Source organism: Vibrio cidicii (assembly GCF_009665415.1).
GTDB classification, from domain to species: Bacteria; Pseudomonadota; Gammaproteobacteria; order Enterobacterales; family Vibrionaceae; genus Vibrio; species Vibrio cidicii.
Window position 1 is genome coordinate 263038 of sequence record NZ_CP035922.1, and the last position, 16468, is coordinate 279505.

11 protein-coding genes are annotated in these 16468 nt (G+C 52.0%); 9 read left to right on the forward strand and 2 right to left on the reverse strand.

Annotated features, from left to right (window positions below):
- The 4 genes from EWA64_RS16700 to EWA64_RS16715 are packed head-to-tail and all read left to right on the forward strand — an operon-like array spanning position 1 to position 3519.
- A complete protein-coding gene (locus EWA64_RS16700; RefSeq protein WP_061896107.1) occupies positions 1-798 on the forward strand; it encodes an SDR family oxidoreductase in 798 nt (265 codons plus the stop codon).
- Between the two features lie 26 nt (positions 799-824).
- Positions 825-1457, forward strand: coding sequence for a tetratricopeptide repeat protein (locus EWA64_RS16705; RefSeq protein ID WP_061896106.1), 633 nt, complete (start codon positions 825-827; stop codon positions 1455-1457).
- A gap of 3 nt (positions 1458-1460) precedes the next feature.
- Complete coding sequence (locus EWA64_RS16710; RefSeq protein ID WP_039426815.1) at positions 1461-2120, forward strand: response regulator; 660 nt, start codon at positions 1461-1463, stop codon at positions 2118-2120.
- Between the two features lie 58 nt (positions 2121-2178).
- Complete coding sequence (locus EWA64_RS16715) at positions 2179-3519, forward strand: sensor histidine kinase (RefSeq protein WP_170320375.1); 1341 nt, start codon at positions 2179-2181, stop codon at positions 3517-3519.
- A gap of 207 nt (positions 3520-3726) precedes the next feature.
- On the opposite strand, the gene EWA64_RS16720 is transcribed toward EWA64_RS16715, so the two are convergent.
- Positions 3727-5424: an RluA family pseudouridine synthase gene (locus EWA64_RS16720; RefSeq protein WP_061896104.1), complete on the reverse strand. Its 1698-nt coding sequence runs from the start codon at positions 5422-5424 to the stop codon at positions 3727-3729.
- A 230-nt stretch (positions 5425-5654) separates the two neighbouring features.
- On the opposite strand from EWA64_RS16720, the gene EWA64_RS16725 reads away from it, so the two are divergent.
- From EWA64_RS16725 to EWA64_RS16735, 3 genes are all read left to right on the forward strand, one after another.
- Positions 5655-7730, forward strand: a complete 2076-nt coding sequence (locus EWA64_RS16725) for a ferritin-like domain-containing protein (RefSeq protein WP_061896103.1) — start codon at positions 5655-5657, stop codon at positions 7728-7730.
- 67 nt (positions 7731-7797) lie between these two features.
- Positions 7798-8838 carry an MNIO family bufferin maturase gene (bufB, locus tag EWA64_RS16730; protein WP_212590095.1) on the forward strand — a complete coding sequence of 347 codons (1041 nt, stop codon included), beginning with the start codon at positions 7798-7800 and terminating at the stop codon, positions 8836-8838.
- Positions 8835-9695 (forward strand): HvfC/BufC N-terminal domain-containing protein, encoded by an 861-nt coding sequence (locus tag EWA64_RS16735; RefSeq protein ID WP_061896101.1) that lies wholly within the window; start codon positions 8835-8837, stop codon positions 9693-9695. Before bufB ends, EWA64_RS16735 begins: the two co-directional genes overlap by 4 nt.
- A gap of 80 nt (positions 9696-9775) precedes the next feature.
- Here the strand turns inward: EWA64_RS16735 and EWA64_RS16740 are convergent, their stop codons facing one another.
- Positions 9776-10456, reverse strand: coding sequence for a substrate-binding periplasmic protein (locus EWA64_RS16740; protein WP_395199289.1), 681 nt, complete (start codon positions 10454-10456; stop codon positions 9776-9778).
- Between the two features lie 322 nt (positions 10457-10778).
- Here EWA64_RS16740 and EWA64_RS16745 point away from each other — a divergent pair, with 322 nt between their 5' ends.
- Entirely contained in the window at positions 10779-12965 is a 2187-nt protein-coding gene (locus EWA64_RS16745) for an esterase-like activity of phytase family protein (RefSeq protein ID WP_061896099.1), read from the forward strand.
- A gap of 143 nt (positions 12966-13108) precedes the next feature.
- Positions 13109-16459, forward strand: coding sequence for a PAS domain S-box protein (locus EWA64_RS16750; RefSeq protein WP_061896098.1), 3351 nt, complete (start codon positions 13109-13111; stop codon positions 16457-16459).
- Positions 16460-16468: the final 9 nt, after the last annotated feature.

Below are 16468 nucleotides of genomic sequence, written 5' to 3' on the forward strand. Positions count from 1 at the left end.
ATGAAAATCGAAGACAGTCATATTCTGCTCACTGGCGCTTCTGGCGGCATTGGGCGTAGCATCGCCAAGCTATTAGCCGAAAAAGGGGCGCGCCTGACCTTAGTTGGGCGTGATGGCGACAAGCTAAACGCGCTGCGTCAGTCGTTGGCCAATGCTGAAAAGCACAAGCTGATCTGTGCCGATTTGAGCAGCACAGAAGGGATGGCACAGATCCGCCGCGCCGCGATGCAATGTATCCAGCAAGGCGAGCGGATTGACGCGCTCATCAACAATGCGGGCTCCAATCAGTTTCGTCTATTGGCGAAACGCAGTGCCGAATCGATAGAGAGTGAGATGGCGCTAAACCTGCTCACGCCGATCCACTTAACCCAATCGGCGCTCACTTGGCTGAACAAACCGGGGATCATTCTCAATATCGGTTCGACTTTTGGCTCGATAGGCTACCCCGGTTACGCTACCTACTGTGCTGCAAAATCAGGTTTATTACGCTTTAGTGAAGCGATGAACCGAGAGTTGGAAGGCACAGGCATCAAGGTGCTTTACCTCGCCCCGCGTGCCACTAATACCGAGCTTAATAGCGAGGCGGTTAAGCAGCTTAATCAGGTGCTTGGCAACCATAGTGATGAGCCGGAAGTGGTGGCACAGCACGTGCTGACAACCTTAGAGCGCGAACACAATATGCGTTGGATTGGTTGGCCGGAGCGGCTGTTTGTACGCATCAACCAGATCTTGCCGTTTTTGGTCTCGGGCGCGATTCGCAAGCAGCAATCGGTGATTCTTTCATTTCTTAATCGTTAATCTTTGTTTCTCAGGGAGAGGATGTCATGAACACTCAAATTTCTCTTTTGGTTTTGGCGGCGGCCTCGCTGACCGCTTCGATACCTGCATATGCGATCACTCCGCTGGAAAAAATCCAAGCAGACTGGGCTCATTGCCAGTACCAAGTAACTGACAGCGATGAGCAAGAACGCTGTTTTGAAAATGTGATTGCACAAAATACCGTCGAAGTGAACATCGCCCCCAACAACGCGGAGCTAAAAGTCTGGCTTGCGATCAACAAATCGTCATTGGCGGGTGTGCGCGGCGGTTTAGGTGCTCTATCCTTAGTCAAGGAATCTAAAGCCTTGTTTGAAGAGGTGATTAAGCAAGCACCGCAAACACTGAACGGCTCGGCCTACACTAGCCTTGGCACACTCTACTACAAAGTACCCGGCTGGCCGCTTGGTTTTGGTGATGATGACAAAGCCGAAGAGATGTTGAAGAAAGGGCTTGAAATTAACCCCAACGGCATTGACTCCAACTACTTTTATGCTGATTTTCTCGCCGAACAAGGCAAGAAAGCCGAAGCCAAGCAATATCTCGCGCGCGCGCAGCAAGCGCCCGCCAGAGCAAACCGCCCACTGGCCGATGAAGGGCGGCAAGGGGAAATCGCCCGTTTACTGGAGAAATTAAAATAATCTATGCGCTTATTACTGGTTGAAGACGATACACAATTAGGCGAATCCATGCTCGCGGCGCTCAGTCGGCATGGATACACGGTGGACTGGCTTGAGCGTGGTAGTGGTGTCACTACCGCGCTGAAAACCGAGCAGTTCACCGCCGTGATCCTCGATCTCACTTTGCCAGACATTGATGGCCTAGAAGTGCTGCGACAAATTCGCCGCGCTGGTTACACTTTGCCCGTGATGATCCTGACCGCACGCGATGACATCAGCGATCGAGTCAAAGGGCTTGATGGCGGCGCGGATGAGTACATCGGTAAACCATTCGCATTAGAAGAGTTGTTGGCGCGCCTTCGCCTCATCATTCGCCGCAGCAGTGGCAGTGCGGAAGAGCAGATTCAGGTCGGCGAACTGACGTTATCTCTCTCAAAACAAGAGATTTGTTGTCAGCAAACCCCACTGAAACTGACGCGTAATGAGTATAAGATTTTGGCCACCATGATGACCCAGACCGGGCGAGTATTGAGCAAAGAGCAGTTGCAGCAGGCGCTACATGGTTGGGACGAAGGCAGCAGCGACAATGCCATCGAAGTGCACATTCATAATTTACGCAAAAAGCTACCGGATAACGTAATCAAAAATGTCCGCGGTGTGGGGTATCTAATTGAAAAAGCATAAAGTTTTCTCGATTAAACGCCGTTTAACCCTTTCTGTTGTGCTACTAAGTTGCGCACTTATCCTTTTGTCTCTCTACTTCAGTTTTTCCGCTGCAAAACACGAGGTGGGTGAGGTTTATGACGCGCGGTTAGGGCAATCGGCCAAGTTACTTCTAATGGCGACCTCCGTATCTGCCGATGGCCTTGCTCAGCAAGAGCAGCGTGAACATTTTGATGAGTGGATGGAGAATATTCAGCGCCTTTCTCATGCTCGGGATGATATCGCAACCGCTTTTGGTCACCCATATGAACAGAATATTCTCTTCCAATTCTATCGTGACGATGAGCTGATATTCAGTTCTGACTCGCAACAAGCTGCGCTGAGCCTTGGTCGTGATCATCAAGGCTTTGGTGATGTTCAGACCGAAGGACATTTCTGGCGCATTTTTCAGCTCGCTCAACCGCACAGTCAGCGTGGTTATGAATACGTCTTAGTGGCGGAAAAGCAGCACATACGTGATGAAGCGATCAATGAAATTGCACTCTCTACGGCGCTGCCACAGCTGGTGCTCATCCCTTGTTTAGTGCTGCTGATGATTGTTCTCATCGATCGCAACTTCCGTCCGATCCACGAGCTAAAATCGGCCATCGCGGTGCGCAGCGTGCATAAACTTGATCGCATCTATGTGCGTGAACAAACCGCCGAATTGACCCCATTGGTGGAGACCTTAAATGAACTGCTCGAACAACTTGAGCAAGCGTGGCAGCGGGAAAAACGTTTTACGCGTATGGCGGCGCATGAACTCAAAACACCGCTGACGGTGCTGCGTTTAAATGCAGAGAACGCCCTAAACAGCCAAAGCCCAGAAGAGTTAAAACATGACTTGGGCATGATCCTCAAAGGGATTGATCGTACCGACCGTTTGATTCACCAACTGCTGACTTTAGCCAAAGTCGAAAGCCTAGCTGAGCTTACAACTCAGCAAGTTGAGTTGTCGGCTTTGATTCGGCAAGTCATCGCCAATCTCGCGCCATTAGCCATCAAGCAGCAGCAACAGTTGAGCTTTGAGGGGGAGAAATATTGGCTGGAAGGGGACGAGATTCTGCTGGGGGTGCTGTTTAAGAATTTGATCGACAATGCGATTCGCTATTCTGGCACGGGGAGTGAAATTGAAGTGCAACTCACGGTGGATGCCCATGGCGCGCAAGTGACGGTGGCAGACAATGGGCAAGCGATCAAAGAAGAGGTGCGTGAGAAAATGTTCGACAACTTTTATCGCGCCAACACGGAAAAAGGTGATGGCGCTGGCTTAGGAATGTCGATTTGTCGTGATATTGCCCAGCGTCATGAGGCTAGCGTAGAGCTTTTACCTAGAGAGGGTGAGCGGAATGTTTTTTGTGTGCGTTTTTCGTCCTCATGATGACGAATGCAGATAAAGCGCCGCAGTGAAGTGCTGTTGAAGGGGCAGGGATAGAGGTTGATTTCAAAATGATTGCTTTGGCTGAAGATTGCTATCAAAGCTTGAGATTAAGCGAAGCGGCATAAAGAGGCTTTTACTTAGAATATTTATTGGAAGCTGTTCGATGAGGCGCTTTTGATGTCAGCGCCTCACACTGAAATGTGCAAACTAAAACTCGGCATCTACTTGAAAATGCAGGCGCTCTTTGCTGTAAGGGTGGTCGAGCTCAAGCGACTCGGCGTGCAAGTGCAGTCGGTTTGCTTTCTCACCATACAAACCATCGCCCACCATCGGCATGTTCAAACCAAGGTGATGAGCACAATGAACGCGAAGTTGGTGAGTACGCCCCGTTCTTGGGTAGAGGTAGAGCTTGCTGCGGCCATCGCGAATTTCAATCAACTGCCAATCAGTATGCGCGGGTTTACCGTGTTCAAAACAGACCAGTTGACGCGGCCGGTCGTCTGGGTCGCCGCGCATGGGCAGAGTGATTTCCCCTTGGCTTTGCGACACTTCACCTTCCAATAGCGCCACATAACGCTTTTGCACGCCACGAGAAATAAACTGCTTTTGCAGGCTCTTGTTGGCACGGCGAGTGAGGGCAAATACCAACAGTCCTGAGGTCGCCATGTCTAAGCGGTGAATCACAAACGGCCCTTCCACGTCAGGGAATAGCGCTTGCAAACGGGTATAAGCGGAATCGCTAATGGTTTTTCCCGGTACCGATAACAGCCCAGACGGTTTGTTGACCACCACCATCGCCTCGTCTTGATAAACGATTTCCAGCGCTTTGTCTTCTGCCCAGTTTTCTTCCAGCGGGTTCGGATCCATGTTTAGCCCTTGCAGCATATGGCCCAAAATGGGCTGGCATTTGCTGTGGCATGATGGGTAAAACTTTTTGTGTTGGCGCACTTCCGATTTCGGTGATACGCCCCACCAAAACTCCGCCATTGCCAGTGGCTTCAAGCTGTGGGTAAAAGCGTATTGTAGCAGTTTTGGCGCGGCACATTCTCCAGAGCCTGCTGGTGGCACAGGGCTGGTGGTGGGGGCGAAAATCGCGTTGAGATCGCTCTGCTCCCCGCGCACATTGAGGAAGCGGTACTGAGCAAACAGCTTGTGTTGCAGCGCATTGGATAGGGTTTTGCGCTGCTCTTTGAGTGTGTCGAGTTGAATGAGCAGCACTTGCAAACGTGCCTCTTCACTGGCGAGTTTTTCATCCCACTCCAGTTTGAGGTATTTGAGCACGTTTTTCTCAGCCACGCTTTGTTTGGCGAGATCATCCAACACCGCTTTGAGCGCATCGCCAGTGAGCGTTGCTTCCGCTTGCTCGCGCTGCTGTTTACGCTTAGCGCGCCCTTCAATCATGGCTTGGCGCTGGGCCTTCTCTTGCGCTTGGTAAGCTTGGCGGTCAGCCTCAATTTGCTGGCGAAGCTGCATAAGTTCAGAGCTTTGCGATAACTGCTTTACTTGATGGTTGATGTCGGTGATTTCGGCAAACTCGCGGTGGAAAAAGCTCTCTTTGGTCAACATGTCAAACACCGGTGGGACAAATCCCGGCAACAGATTTTGCTCAGCCACTTTGCCCGAAAACGCGCTCAAAAAGCCGATTTCACCTTGTGGATTTTGTACCAGTAGCACGCCAAACATTTTGCCAATCGCGCTTTCATCCTCGCGGTTGAGCTGCCCGTTTAGCAAACCAAAGTTGTGTTGCCAATCTTGCTGAGTGAGCAAATGGTGTTGCAACTGCTCTGCCGCTAACACACACAGCGGGTGCGGCGTGTAGTAAAACGGAAAAGTGAAGCGCTCTGGCAGGGAATAGCCGTCGATAGTCGCAGTGAATCGAGTAAAGCAAAGGTCCGGCGTGTGCATGAGAGTGTCCGAGCAAGTCAAAAAAATCGAGCGAGGATTGTACCTATTTTACGCAGGATTGCACGGTGCAAAGGCACCCTGTTGTCACTCGTTGCAATGGATTAGGCAATTTTTTGGCGCAATCAAAAATCCATGAATATACTTTATGTGCATTTGTGCATATCAGAGCAATGAGCCCATGCGGTATCGGGCACCACATAACAAAAGTAGATAAAGTAAAGGAAGCAAATATGGATTTTCAACGTTTGGCCGGGTTGCAGTTAGAACGAAATCCGCGCTTATCGAACCGAGACATCAGCCATTTAGCGGCCGATGTGAACGCTGTGCGTTGTCTGACTCAGGCTGCGATCAACGTCGAGCTGTTTACTATTCCGTTGTACATGACCACCATGTACTCGATAGAAGGCATGCACTCGATTACAGGGAAAGGCAATGCGCTCTATCTTGGCCGTCGTTGGCCAGGCATCACGCCGACTCCCAACCCGCAAACTGCCAATCAGCAAGCGTGCAATTTGATTTTCAGTGTCTTTATCCAAGAGATGCTGCATTTGCAAATGGCGGCCAATATTCACAATGCGCTCAGTGCGACCGTGGCAGGTAGCCAAGCGGCTGCGGCCGATTTCAACTCACCACTGCTGGTGAATGAGAACAATGGCTGGATCTGCTACGGCCCGGACAAAACCGCCATTCCGCACATTTTGGATCTCACCGATCTCTCTGAAGCGCCCTATAACGCGGTGAAAGTTGCACTGGGTGGCTTGGATGAAAACAGCATCAACCTATTTTTGTTGATTGAAGAGCCGTCGGATGTACTCGCTAGCCGCATCCAAGCTAGCAAGCGTGACAAGTATATTGCGACCAACGGCAAAGGCGTCGAGAGCAGTGTGCCGTTTGACCATTGGAGCGCGCAATCTACCGAAGCCGACCTGCCGCAATTTGGCACTATTGCGACCATGTATGAATGTTTGGCCGCGTATTTGAATGTCACTTACAGTGACGGCAGCAGCCTGTTTAGCAAAATGTTTAATCCGGATTCGATTCAGCGCGACTTGTTCAACACCGAAGAGAGCGGCCACCCGCTGGCAGAGTTCCCACGCATGAAAACGGTGGTGGACGCTAAAGAGGCCAATCAAGCAAAAAGCCAGATCTTCCAGTTGATGAACGCGATTACCGATCAGGGCGAAGGCGCAACCATGAAAGTGGAAGCGCAAACCGTCTTGCCGGCCGGTTTGGTGGGGGCGCCAGTTGACCCAAGCTACCAGCCAAACTTCCAAGCACTTCAAGCCGACTACAAGCAGTATGACGAAAAGGGTGACGAACTACCGATGTCTGGCGCAGCGCACGCTCGCTTCTTTGGTGGCGTGGTGGATCACTACGACCGTTTCCAGCAAGTGAAGGGGTTGTTGGAATCCGGCGAAATCACCACCTGGGCCGATTGGCATGCCAACCCAGCCAATAAATGGCAGCCAGACGATCTGCAAACCGCAGAGTACCAACACAACCAATATGCGGGTGTGTTGCCTTCTGCTCAGGCGGTTTCCACGGCGCTCAATAACCTCAAAGCGGGTGGCGACGCCAGTTGGCAAGAGATGAGCCATGTGGCTGCTGGTGCGATTGCAGGCATTACCACTGTGCTCAATAAATACTGGACAGACAAAGGCGTCGACTTCCCGTTCCCGTCAATGTCAGGTTCTGGCGATCGTGTCTCCATCTGCTGGGCGGTGTTTGGCCAAGCACCGGATCTGTCGCTAGGAGAGTACCAGCGCATTCCTGAATCGCAGCGCGATTATCTCTATCACGCTTGCCAAGGGATGGCGCTGGAGCCAAATCCAAATGAAACGGGCAATAGCTGCGCGTCGAAAGAGATTTTCCACACCTGTCGCGGCTCGAACAGCTGTAAAGCGGAAGGGGGTTGTGGTTTTGTGCAGAAAACCTCAGGTGGCGGCTCGGGTTGTCGTAGCTTGAGCGCCACACCGAGCAATAAGAATGCGGTGCAAGCGGGTTGCGGCGCGCCGGAACTTTACTCTCCGCCCGCCGATAACGCTTGTGGTGGCTTGGGCGGCTGCGCGGTGCCCATCTCCGCCTCACAGCTCTATCCTGATGGTGGCCTGATGCCCATTTACCAATTGCGCGCCGGACAGCATCCAGAACAGGTTTCCGGTGAAGGGGTGCAGTTTGCCACCGGTGATGCGGTGTATGACATCGCTTGGCAGGCGTACAGCAAAGCGCTGGCCGCTGAAGGAAAAACGGCAGGGGACAAGCCGCAACCTTCTGATCTGCGTTTGGCCTTCCCACCATCAACGTAAGAAAAATAACAGTTTGCCTATTTGCAAGGCACGTCGCTCTGTCTGCCCTTTGGCAGACAGAGTTATTATGACTACACATTCAGTTGAAAGGATGCCAATGCGTTCCACGTCAGATCTGCCTAATTTCCCAGCATCGACACCGCCCCATTCTCATGCAGAGGACTCTCATGCCGAGCTTCGTGCTTCCATGGGGTTTGGCGTCGGGCTTCGCTCTTGCCATTTTGCTTGGCTTGAGCAGCACCTACTACCAGAGCAAAGCGGCGTTGATTGGTTTGAAGCGATCAGCGAAAACTACCTCGACCACCATGGCTATGCGCGCCACTTACTCTTTAAGCTGCGCGAACACTATCCGATTGCCTTGCATGGCGTTTCGATGTCGATAGGCTCGAGCGATCCGCTCGATAAAGAGTACCTTAGTAAACTGCGGCTTTTGTGCCAAGAACTGGAGCCGAAGCTGGTTTCCGACCACCTTTGTTGGACAGGGATTCAAGGGATTAACAGCCACGATCTGTTGCCGATGCCACTTACCGAAGAGAGCCTAACGCATGTCTGCGCGCGGGTGCAGCAGGTACAAGAGTTTCTGCAACGACCGCTGGTGATAGAAAACCCCAGCACCTATTTTGCTTTTCAGGAGAATCAATTCCACGAGTGGGATTTCCTTGCCCAGTTGGTTAAGCGCAGTGGCTGCCGCTTGCTGTTGGACGTCAACAACGTCTACGTGAGCGCGAAAAACCTCGGTTTCTCCGCTCATGACTACTTGGCGGGTATTCCGCTCGATGCGGTGGTGCAGTGTCATTTAGCAGGCCCGACCGATTGCGGAACCCATTTGATCGACACCCACGACAAGCCGGTACCAACCGCTGTGTGGCAGCTCTATCAACAGATGATCGAACAGGCTGGCAGGCCGATTTCCACATTGCTCGAGTGGGATGCCAATATTCCGGATTTTCCCGAGCTGGTCGGCGAACTGAACCTTGCCAAAGCGGTATTACAAGGGCAAATTCCACAACGCGAGTCGTTAAGACAGAGCGAGAATGCACCACTCTCGACACCGATTGCCGATGCGCTTGGCCGCAAGCAGTTCGTCTCTGCGCAGGAGGTCGAATGAGCTCATCTAATCAGTTAGCCGCGCGTCAGCAGTGGTTGCTTGAGTCGATTCTACAAGGTCCAAAAGCCAGCCAAATGGCCAGCGAGTTTATTGTCGGCTCGGCGAAAATGTCAGCGGCAGCACGTCTGGCCATATATCAGGACGGCTATCGGTTGCGTCTGCTTGAATGCATGGCGGCGGAGTTTCCGGCATTGCAGCACTACCTTGGCGAACCGCTGTTTCGTTTATTCAGCTTAGGTTATCTGCAACAGCAACCTTCCCGTCACTACAGTTTGTATCAATTGGGTGAGGGATTTGCTGATTTTCTCGCCGCAACGCGCCCGAGTGAAAAGAGCGTGCAGCCACAATGGGCTGCAGGGCTTAAGATTCCAGAGCAACTTGCGAGATTCGAGAGGGCGCGGGCAAATGCACTGCGCGCTGCGGGGGCACAGCCGCATAGCACGCCGGAGTTAGGTTGTCTGTTTCACTTTCCAGCGCTGGCCTTGCCTCAAAGCAGTACATTAGTCGAGCACGATTTTGCGCTGCATGACTATGTGCTTGCCGCTGACCGTCATGCACTGGCGCTTGAGCAAGGTCAGAGCGCGGAAAAGCCCACCATGCCCGTCGCACAGCCCGAATCTTTGTTGGTTTATCGCCATCAATTTCGCGTCAAAGTGGTTAAACTTGAAGCTTGGCAGGCCGACGTATTGCGCGTATTAAGTGCCACGACGCACAGAGCGCAAAAGAGCAAAGCCATGTACGCGGATTGGCAAACCTTGCTTGCGCACAACCAACTCGCTGAAAGCGAACTGCTGATGAAACTCAACCTGTGGCTGCCACAGGCTTTAAAAGAAAATCAGCTTACGCTTGCCGAATAACGCTGTTTGAAAGCGCAGGCAAGGCGCTTCTTCGGTTTGTGACGGTGAAAAGCGTACGCAGCGCGACACGTCCCAAGGTATTAATCCAACTGAGGCGAGTTTGCCTTGGGGAGGTTTCGATTAAAAATGCTGAGCAAGGTAGGGCTATCTTGGCGCTGTTTCGGGAAGAGTAAGTAGTTGCTGTTGGTGAGAAAAGGCACAGGATGGTGGGTGATCCGTTGTCTCAAATGAGGGATCTCTTTATTAATCAGATAGTAGCCTATGTGTTTCTCTTCGGGGACAATTTCAACTCGTCCTTTGGCTAATTTTTCTAGGTTTTTAGCCGCCAAGCCATCACGTTCCATGTAGAGAGCGCCACTCTCAATCAGCGCATCCATCTCCTGTCCATAGCTGTATGCAATCACACCACCCAGTTTGTACGGGGCCAGATCGCTAAGGGATTGCCACTCAAAAGGTTTTGCACTGGGGTAGAAAAAGACAAACTCTTCTTGGCTCACTGGTTGGCTATAGTAAAAATCGTTCTCCCGCTCCGCGCTGTGCATCCAAATCGCCGTCGCATGGTAAAGCCCCCTCTGTGTTTCGGCGTACGCTCTTGCCCAAGGGAGAAAATGGAACTGAACTTGATAGCCTTCAGCCGCGAAGGCGGTTGAGATGATTTCGGCAACGAAACCATAATTGTTTAAATCACTGCCGATAAAAGGGGGCCATTCACCCGAAGCGATATGGATGACGTTATCTGCGCTGGCGCTGCTTTTCTCGATATGCTTTTCTGTAGCGTAAACCTTGACTCCCCAACTGCACAGAGCAAGTAAGCATAGGCCCCACTGAATGTGTTTAAAAAAGGCAGACTTCAACAGCGGAACTCCTTTGTCGTCATTGCGTCATGACTTGATGATGGGCGCAGACGATACCGACTGTCAATTTATCGAACAATTATCCATGAGAAGAGTCGCGCCTTGGCCATCCACAAAGGCGCAACTTGTGACGGGCGCAGCATGTCATACAAGTAACACCCGTTTCTCATCGCCTTGTCACAATCGGTCACTAGCTTGTTCGGATCTGTGAACAATAAGGAAGTGTTAAATGCTTATCTCCCATTCTCATCTGGGAGCGCTGGCGCTCATCTTGGCCAGTTCTTCTTTTGCCAGTTCCGCCGACTCGTTCAAACGTATCGCCAGTTTCCCGGTGGCTGATAATGTGCCCCATGGTATGGACAGCAAAAAGCCGACTTCGGCAGAGATCATCACCGCCACAGAAGATGGCAATACACTGATTTATTCCGACAGCCCGCTCGGCGGGATCGGTTTTATTGACATCAAACAGCCCCATATGCCTCAAGCCGCCGGGTTTCTCTCGCTGCATGGCGAACCCACCTCGGTCGCCGCGTATGATAAATGGGTGTTGGCGGCGGTGAACACGTCGAAAAGCTATACCCAACCTTCGGGATATCTGGCGATTGTGTCGGCGACCGGGCGCAAAATTGTCGATAAATGCGAACTGGGCGGCCAACCTGACTCGGTGGCCGTCTCTAAAGATGGTCGCTACATCGCGGTGGCGATAGAAAACGAGCGCGACGAGAGCCTTAATGACGGCGAACTGCCGCAGTTGCCAGCGGGTTTTCTGGTGATCATTGCAGCGCAAAAAGGCAAAGCCGACTGTTCCACAGCCAGACGCGTGACCTTGACCGGATTGGCGCAGATCGCCCCCGACGATCCTGAGCCAGAGTTCGTTGCATTCAATACCGCCAATCAAATTGCGCTGACTTTGCAGGAAAACAACCACATTGTGATTGTCGATGCCGCCAGTGCGAAAGTGGTCAATCACTTCTCGGCAGGTCGTGTGGACTTGCAGCAGATTGATGTGAAAAAAGATGGCGCGCTGCTGTTTACTGGCGAGCAGAAAGGCGTTTTGCGCGAACCGGATGCGGTGAAATGGCTCGATAATGAACGTCTGGTGATCGCCAATGAAGGTGACTATCACGGCGGCGCACGGGGTTTTACCATTTTCAGTAAGCAGGGTGAGGTGCTGTTTGAAAGCGGCGCGTCATTTGAGCATCAGATCGTGCGCGCCGGGCACTATCCAGAAAAGCGCTCGGGCAAAAAAGGAGCAGAACCGGAAGGGCTGGAAGTCGCGACTTTCAACGGTCAGCAGTACATTTTTGTTCTGTCGGAGCGAGGCTCGGCGGTCGGCGTGTATCAAGACCATCGGGCGAATCCGCGCTGGATGCAACTGCTGCCCTCGGGCATTGCGCCAGAATCGGCGGTTGCCATTCCCCAGCGTAATTTGCTGGCAACCGCCAACGAAGCCGATCTCATTGCTGAAGGCGGTGCACGTTCTCATGTGATGATTTATCAGCTGAGTTCAGGTGAGCCGACCTATCCGCAAATCGTCTCGGAGAATGACAAACGCGGCGCGCCGATTGGTTGGGGGGCGCTTTCCGGCCTTGCTAGCGACGGCAAAACGCCCGGCAAATTGTATGCAGTGAATGACAGCTTTTATTCTTCACAGCCGACGATTTTCACTATCGACGCAAGCAAAACGCCTGCGGTAATTAAGAGCGCTCTTACGGTCACCCGCGACGGCAAAGCGGCGAAAAAGCTGGATCTGGAAGGCATTACGACCGATGGCAAAGGTGGCTTTTGGCTTGCCTCGGAAGGCAACGCCGCCAAAGAGGTGCCGCATGCGCTTTATCATGTCAACGCCAAAGGCGAAATCCAACAAACGGTTGAATTTCCTAAAGAGTTGTTGCAATACGAAACTCGCTTTGGCGCAGAAGGGGTGACGTTAGTCGATGATACTTTGTGGGTTGCGGTGCAAAGACCGTGGAAAGATGACCCAAGTGATCGGGTCAAATTGCTCGCATACCACATTCCGTCGGATACGTGGCGCGCGGTGCACTACCCGCTTGAACAGACAGAAAAAGGTTGGGTCGGTTTGTCGGAGATCACCGCATTCCAAGGCAATCTCTACCTGTTGGAGCGCGACAATCAACTGGGCAAATCAGCCAAAATCAAACGCTTGTACAAAGCCTCGCTTAAACAAATTTCGCCTGTCGCGCTTGGGCAAACCTTGCCTGTGGTGCAAAAAGAGCTGGTGTATGATTTCTTGCCAGAACTTAAGGCAGGCAATGGGTATGTGGTCGATAAAATTGAAGGTTTCACCATCGACCCGCAAGGCCGTGGCTACGCGGTGACCGATAACGACGGCGTAGATGACAGTAGCGGCGAAACCTTGTTCTTCAAACTCAAACTGGATTTTCTTGATCGTTAGTTCTGTTTCCCCCGGTTTTCGGCGTGAAAGCCGGGGGTGTTTCGCTTAAGTTACGCGTGTTTTAAACAATTCCACACTAATTTGTAGCGCTTTTGTAACCAATTCTCTACCATCAAGACATCGTTCCCTATCGAGTTTGTTCCATGCTGGCGCAGTTTTTCGTTTTCCAGGTTGACCCGCACACGCTCATCACAGGCACCTATGATCCCGCTTTGGTGCTGCTTTCCGTCTTTCTGTCCTGCATGGCCTCTTTTTTTGCACTGCGTTTGGCGGCGGCAGCGCGGCATATTGTGATTAAAAAATACCGCTGGTTGGCGCTCTCTTCCGGCGCTTTTATTATGGCGGGCGGGATTTGGAGTATGCACTTTGTCGGCATGCTGGCGTTTGAAATGTCGCACCCGATGGCTTACGACCCGTGGATCACCGCGCTCTCATTTTTGCCAGCGGTGGTCGCCAGCTATATTGTGCTGCACTCGTTAAGCACCGAAGCGGCCTGCTTATCGGTAACGCTGCGCAATGGCATCATCGTTGGCGCGGGGATTGGCACCATGCACTACGTCGGTATGGCCGCCATGCGCATGGACATGATTTTACGTTACGACCCTTACTGGTTTGCCTTGTCGATCTTGGTGGCGGTGGGGCTGGCGTTTATTGCTCTCTCAACTCGCAGTACGCTGAAGAAAAAATTCCCGGCGATGCGCTCGTTACATATTAGCCTCGTTAGCTCGGTCATCATGGGCGGGGCGATTTCTGGCATGCATTATACGGGTATGGAAGCGGCGCGTTTTATTCAAGATATGCAATGCGTCGTGCCGACCATCACCGAGCAAGATAACCAGCAACTGGCGCTCGTGGTGGCAATCTTCACTCTGCTTATCTCCACGCTGGCGGTCAATGTCAGCTCGCAGTTGCGCTATCGTCAGTTACTCAGTGAAAAAACCGCCGGAGAAGCGCGGTTGCAAGCGATCCTAGATACCGCCACCGATGGCGTGATCACGATTAACGGCCAAGGTGAAATTCAGGGTATCAATAGTGCCGTGAGTCAGATTTTTGGTTGGCCGGAAAGTGAACTGGTTGGGCGCAATGTCTCAATGCTGATGCCTTCCCCATATCAAGCGCAGCACGATTCTTACCTCGCGCGCTATTTGCAAACCGGTGAAACCAAGGTTGTTGGCGCGCCACGTGAAGTGGAGGCCAAACATCGCGACGGTGCTCTTATTCCCGTACGTCTTGGCGTGGGGCAGGTCAATTTGGAAAGTGGGGAAACCCTGTTTGTTGGTTTTGTGGCCGATATTTCCGAGCGCAAAGCGATGGAAGAGAAGCTGCGCGAGAGTGAAGCGCGTCTCAGCTCACTGATGCAAAACATTCCCGGCGCGTCGTTTCGTCGCCGGCTTGATAGCCAGTGTACACCGATTTTCCTCAGCGATGGCATCGTGGATCTGTGCGGCTACACTGCACAAGAATTTCTCTCAGGCAAACAACGTTTTGCCGATTGCATCGTCGCCGAAGATAGAGACAACGTCTGCTCCTCGATAGCTGCGTCTCTTGATGATCGTGAAACCTACGAGTTGGAATATCGCCTCATTCACCGCGACGGTCATACCGTGTGGGTGTTGGAAAATGGCATGATCGTGCGCGACGAAAACGGCCAAATTTTGTGGAGCGATGGCGTGACGGTGGATATTTCCAGCCGCAAAGCGATGGAGGAAGAACTGGTTGAAGCGCGGCAACGAGCCGAACAAGCGGCGGAAAGTAAAGCCTCGTTCTTGGCGAACATGAGCCATGAAATCCGCACACCGATGAACGCGATTATTGGTTTTACCGATATTCTGCTCGACTCGGACATCAGCGGTGAAAGCCGCCGTCATTTGCAAACCATCAGCCAGTCGTCGCGCTCTTTGCTGCATCTGCTCAACGATATTTTAGATAGCGCCAAGCTAGAGAAAAACAAACTGGAGATAGAACCCATCCCGTTCAAGCTCTCTTCTTGCGTCGATACGGTGATCTCTACCCTGTGGCTCAGCGCTAAAAGTAAAGGGATAGAGCTGGATTTGCAGTTGGATGCTCAATTGCCGGATGTGGTGTTTGGTGCACAAGATCGTATCCGGCAGGTGCTGATGAATCTGGTTGGCAATGGCATCAAATTTACCGAAAAAGGCAAAGTCTCGTTGCTTGTCGAGGCGCTAAGTACCAAACCTGATTGGGTGCGTTTTAGCGTGCAAGATACTGGCATCGGCATTGAAGCGGATCGGCTAAGCGCAATTTTTGAGCCTTTTACTCAAGCCGACGCGTCGATGAGTCGCCGCTTTGGTGGTACCGGGCTGGGTACCTCGATTTCCAAACAGTTGGTTGAGCTGATGGGTGGTGAGATCCACGCTAGCAGCGAAGTGGGTGTCGGCAGCTGTTTTTATCTCGATTTGCCACTACCCGCCAGTGAACTGAGTGTGGCAGGCGGTGTGATGGAAGTAGTGATGCTGCCGCCATTGCGGATACTGGTGTGTGACGACATTGAACAAAACGTCAATTTGTTGAAGATTTTGCTTGAACGTCAAGGTCATACGGTATTCATCGCTCGCGATGGTTTGCAAGCAGTCGAGCAGTATCAAACTCAGGAGCTTGACGTGATTCTGATGGATATTCAGATGCCCAATATGGATGGTTTGGCCGCCAGCCGCGAGATACGCCGTCTGAGTGAAGCCTTACCCAGAGCGCGGGTACCGATCGTTGCTTTGACCGCGAGCGTATTAGTGGAAGATCGCCTCCAAGCCAAACAGGCGGGCATGGATGGTTTTGCCAATAAGCCAGTAGAAATGGGCCAACTGACGCAAGAAATTGCCCGAGTGTTACAGCTTGATCCAGAGGTGTACAAGACATTGCTCAACGAGGGTGATGAGTTAGCAAATTCGCCCGACTATCAGGTTATTCACTATGGTAAAGCGATCAAGTTGTGGGGCGATGAGCAATTGTACGCGCAGGAGCTCGGCAAGTTGGTAGAGAAAAACCGTGATATTTCAAGCCAGTTGACGCAACTGCTCGATAAAAATCACTGGAATGAACTGGCTGAGCGTGCCCATGCGATGAAAGGGATCACAGGCAACTTGGCGTTGATGCCACTGTTTTACGCCTTTACCCAACTGGAAAAATCCGCCGATGGTCATCGGCCTGCACAAGCAGAAAAATCGCTGGCGGAGATCACACAGTATTGGGCGCAGTTGATGGTCGAGCTCGACATGCTGCAACAGCGTGCTACTCGTCACGTCAGCCAATCACAACCGCTTGATGTCAGCGAAGAAGAGATACTGGCTCTGTTGAATCAATGGCTGAAAGCGACCCGTGCGGGTGAACTGCGTGATGATCTGGCTGCGCAGTTACCACAAGTGGCACCAGATAAGATTAAAAAAATGATCGTCGATGCGCTTAACGCGATGGACGAATTTGATTTTAAAGCGGCGGCTGGGTTCATTCAGTCGGCGATTGACGCTCTGCAATCTTAAGGAAACGTT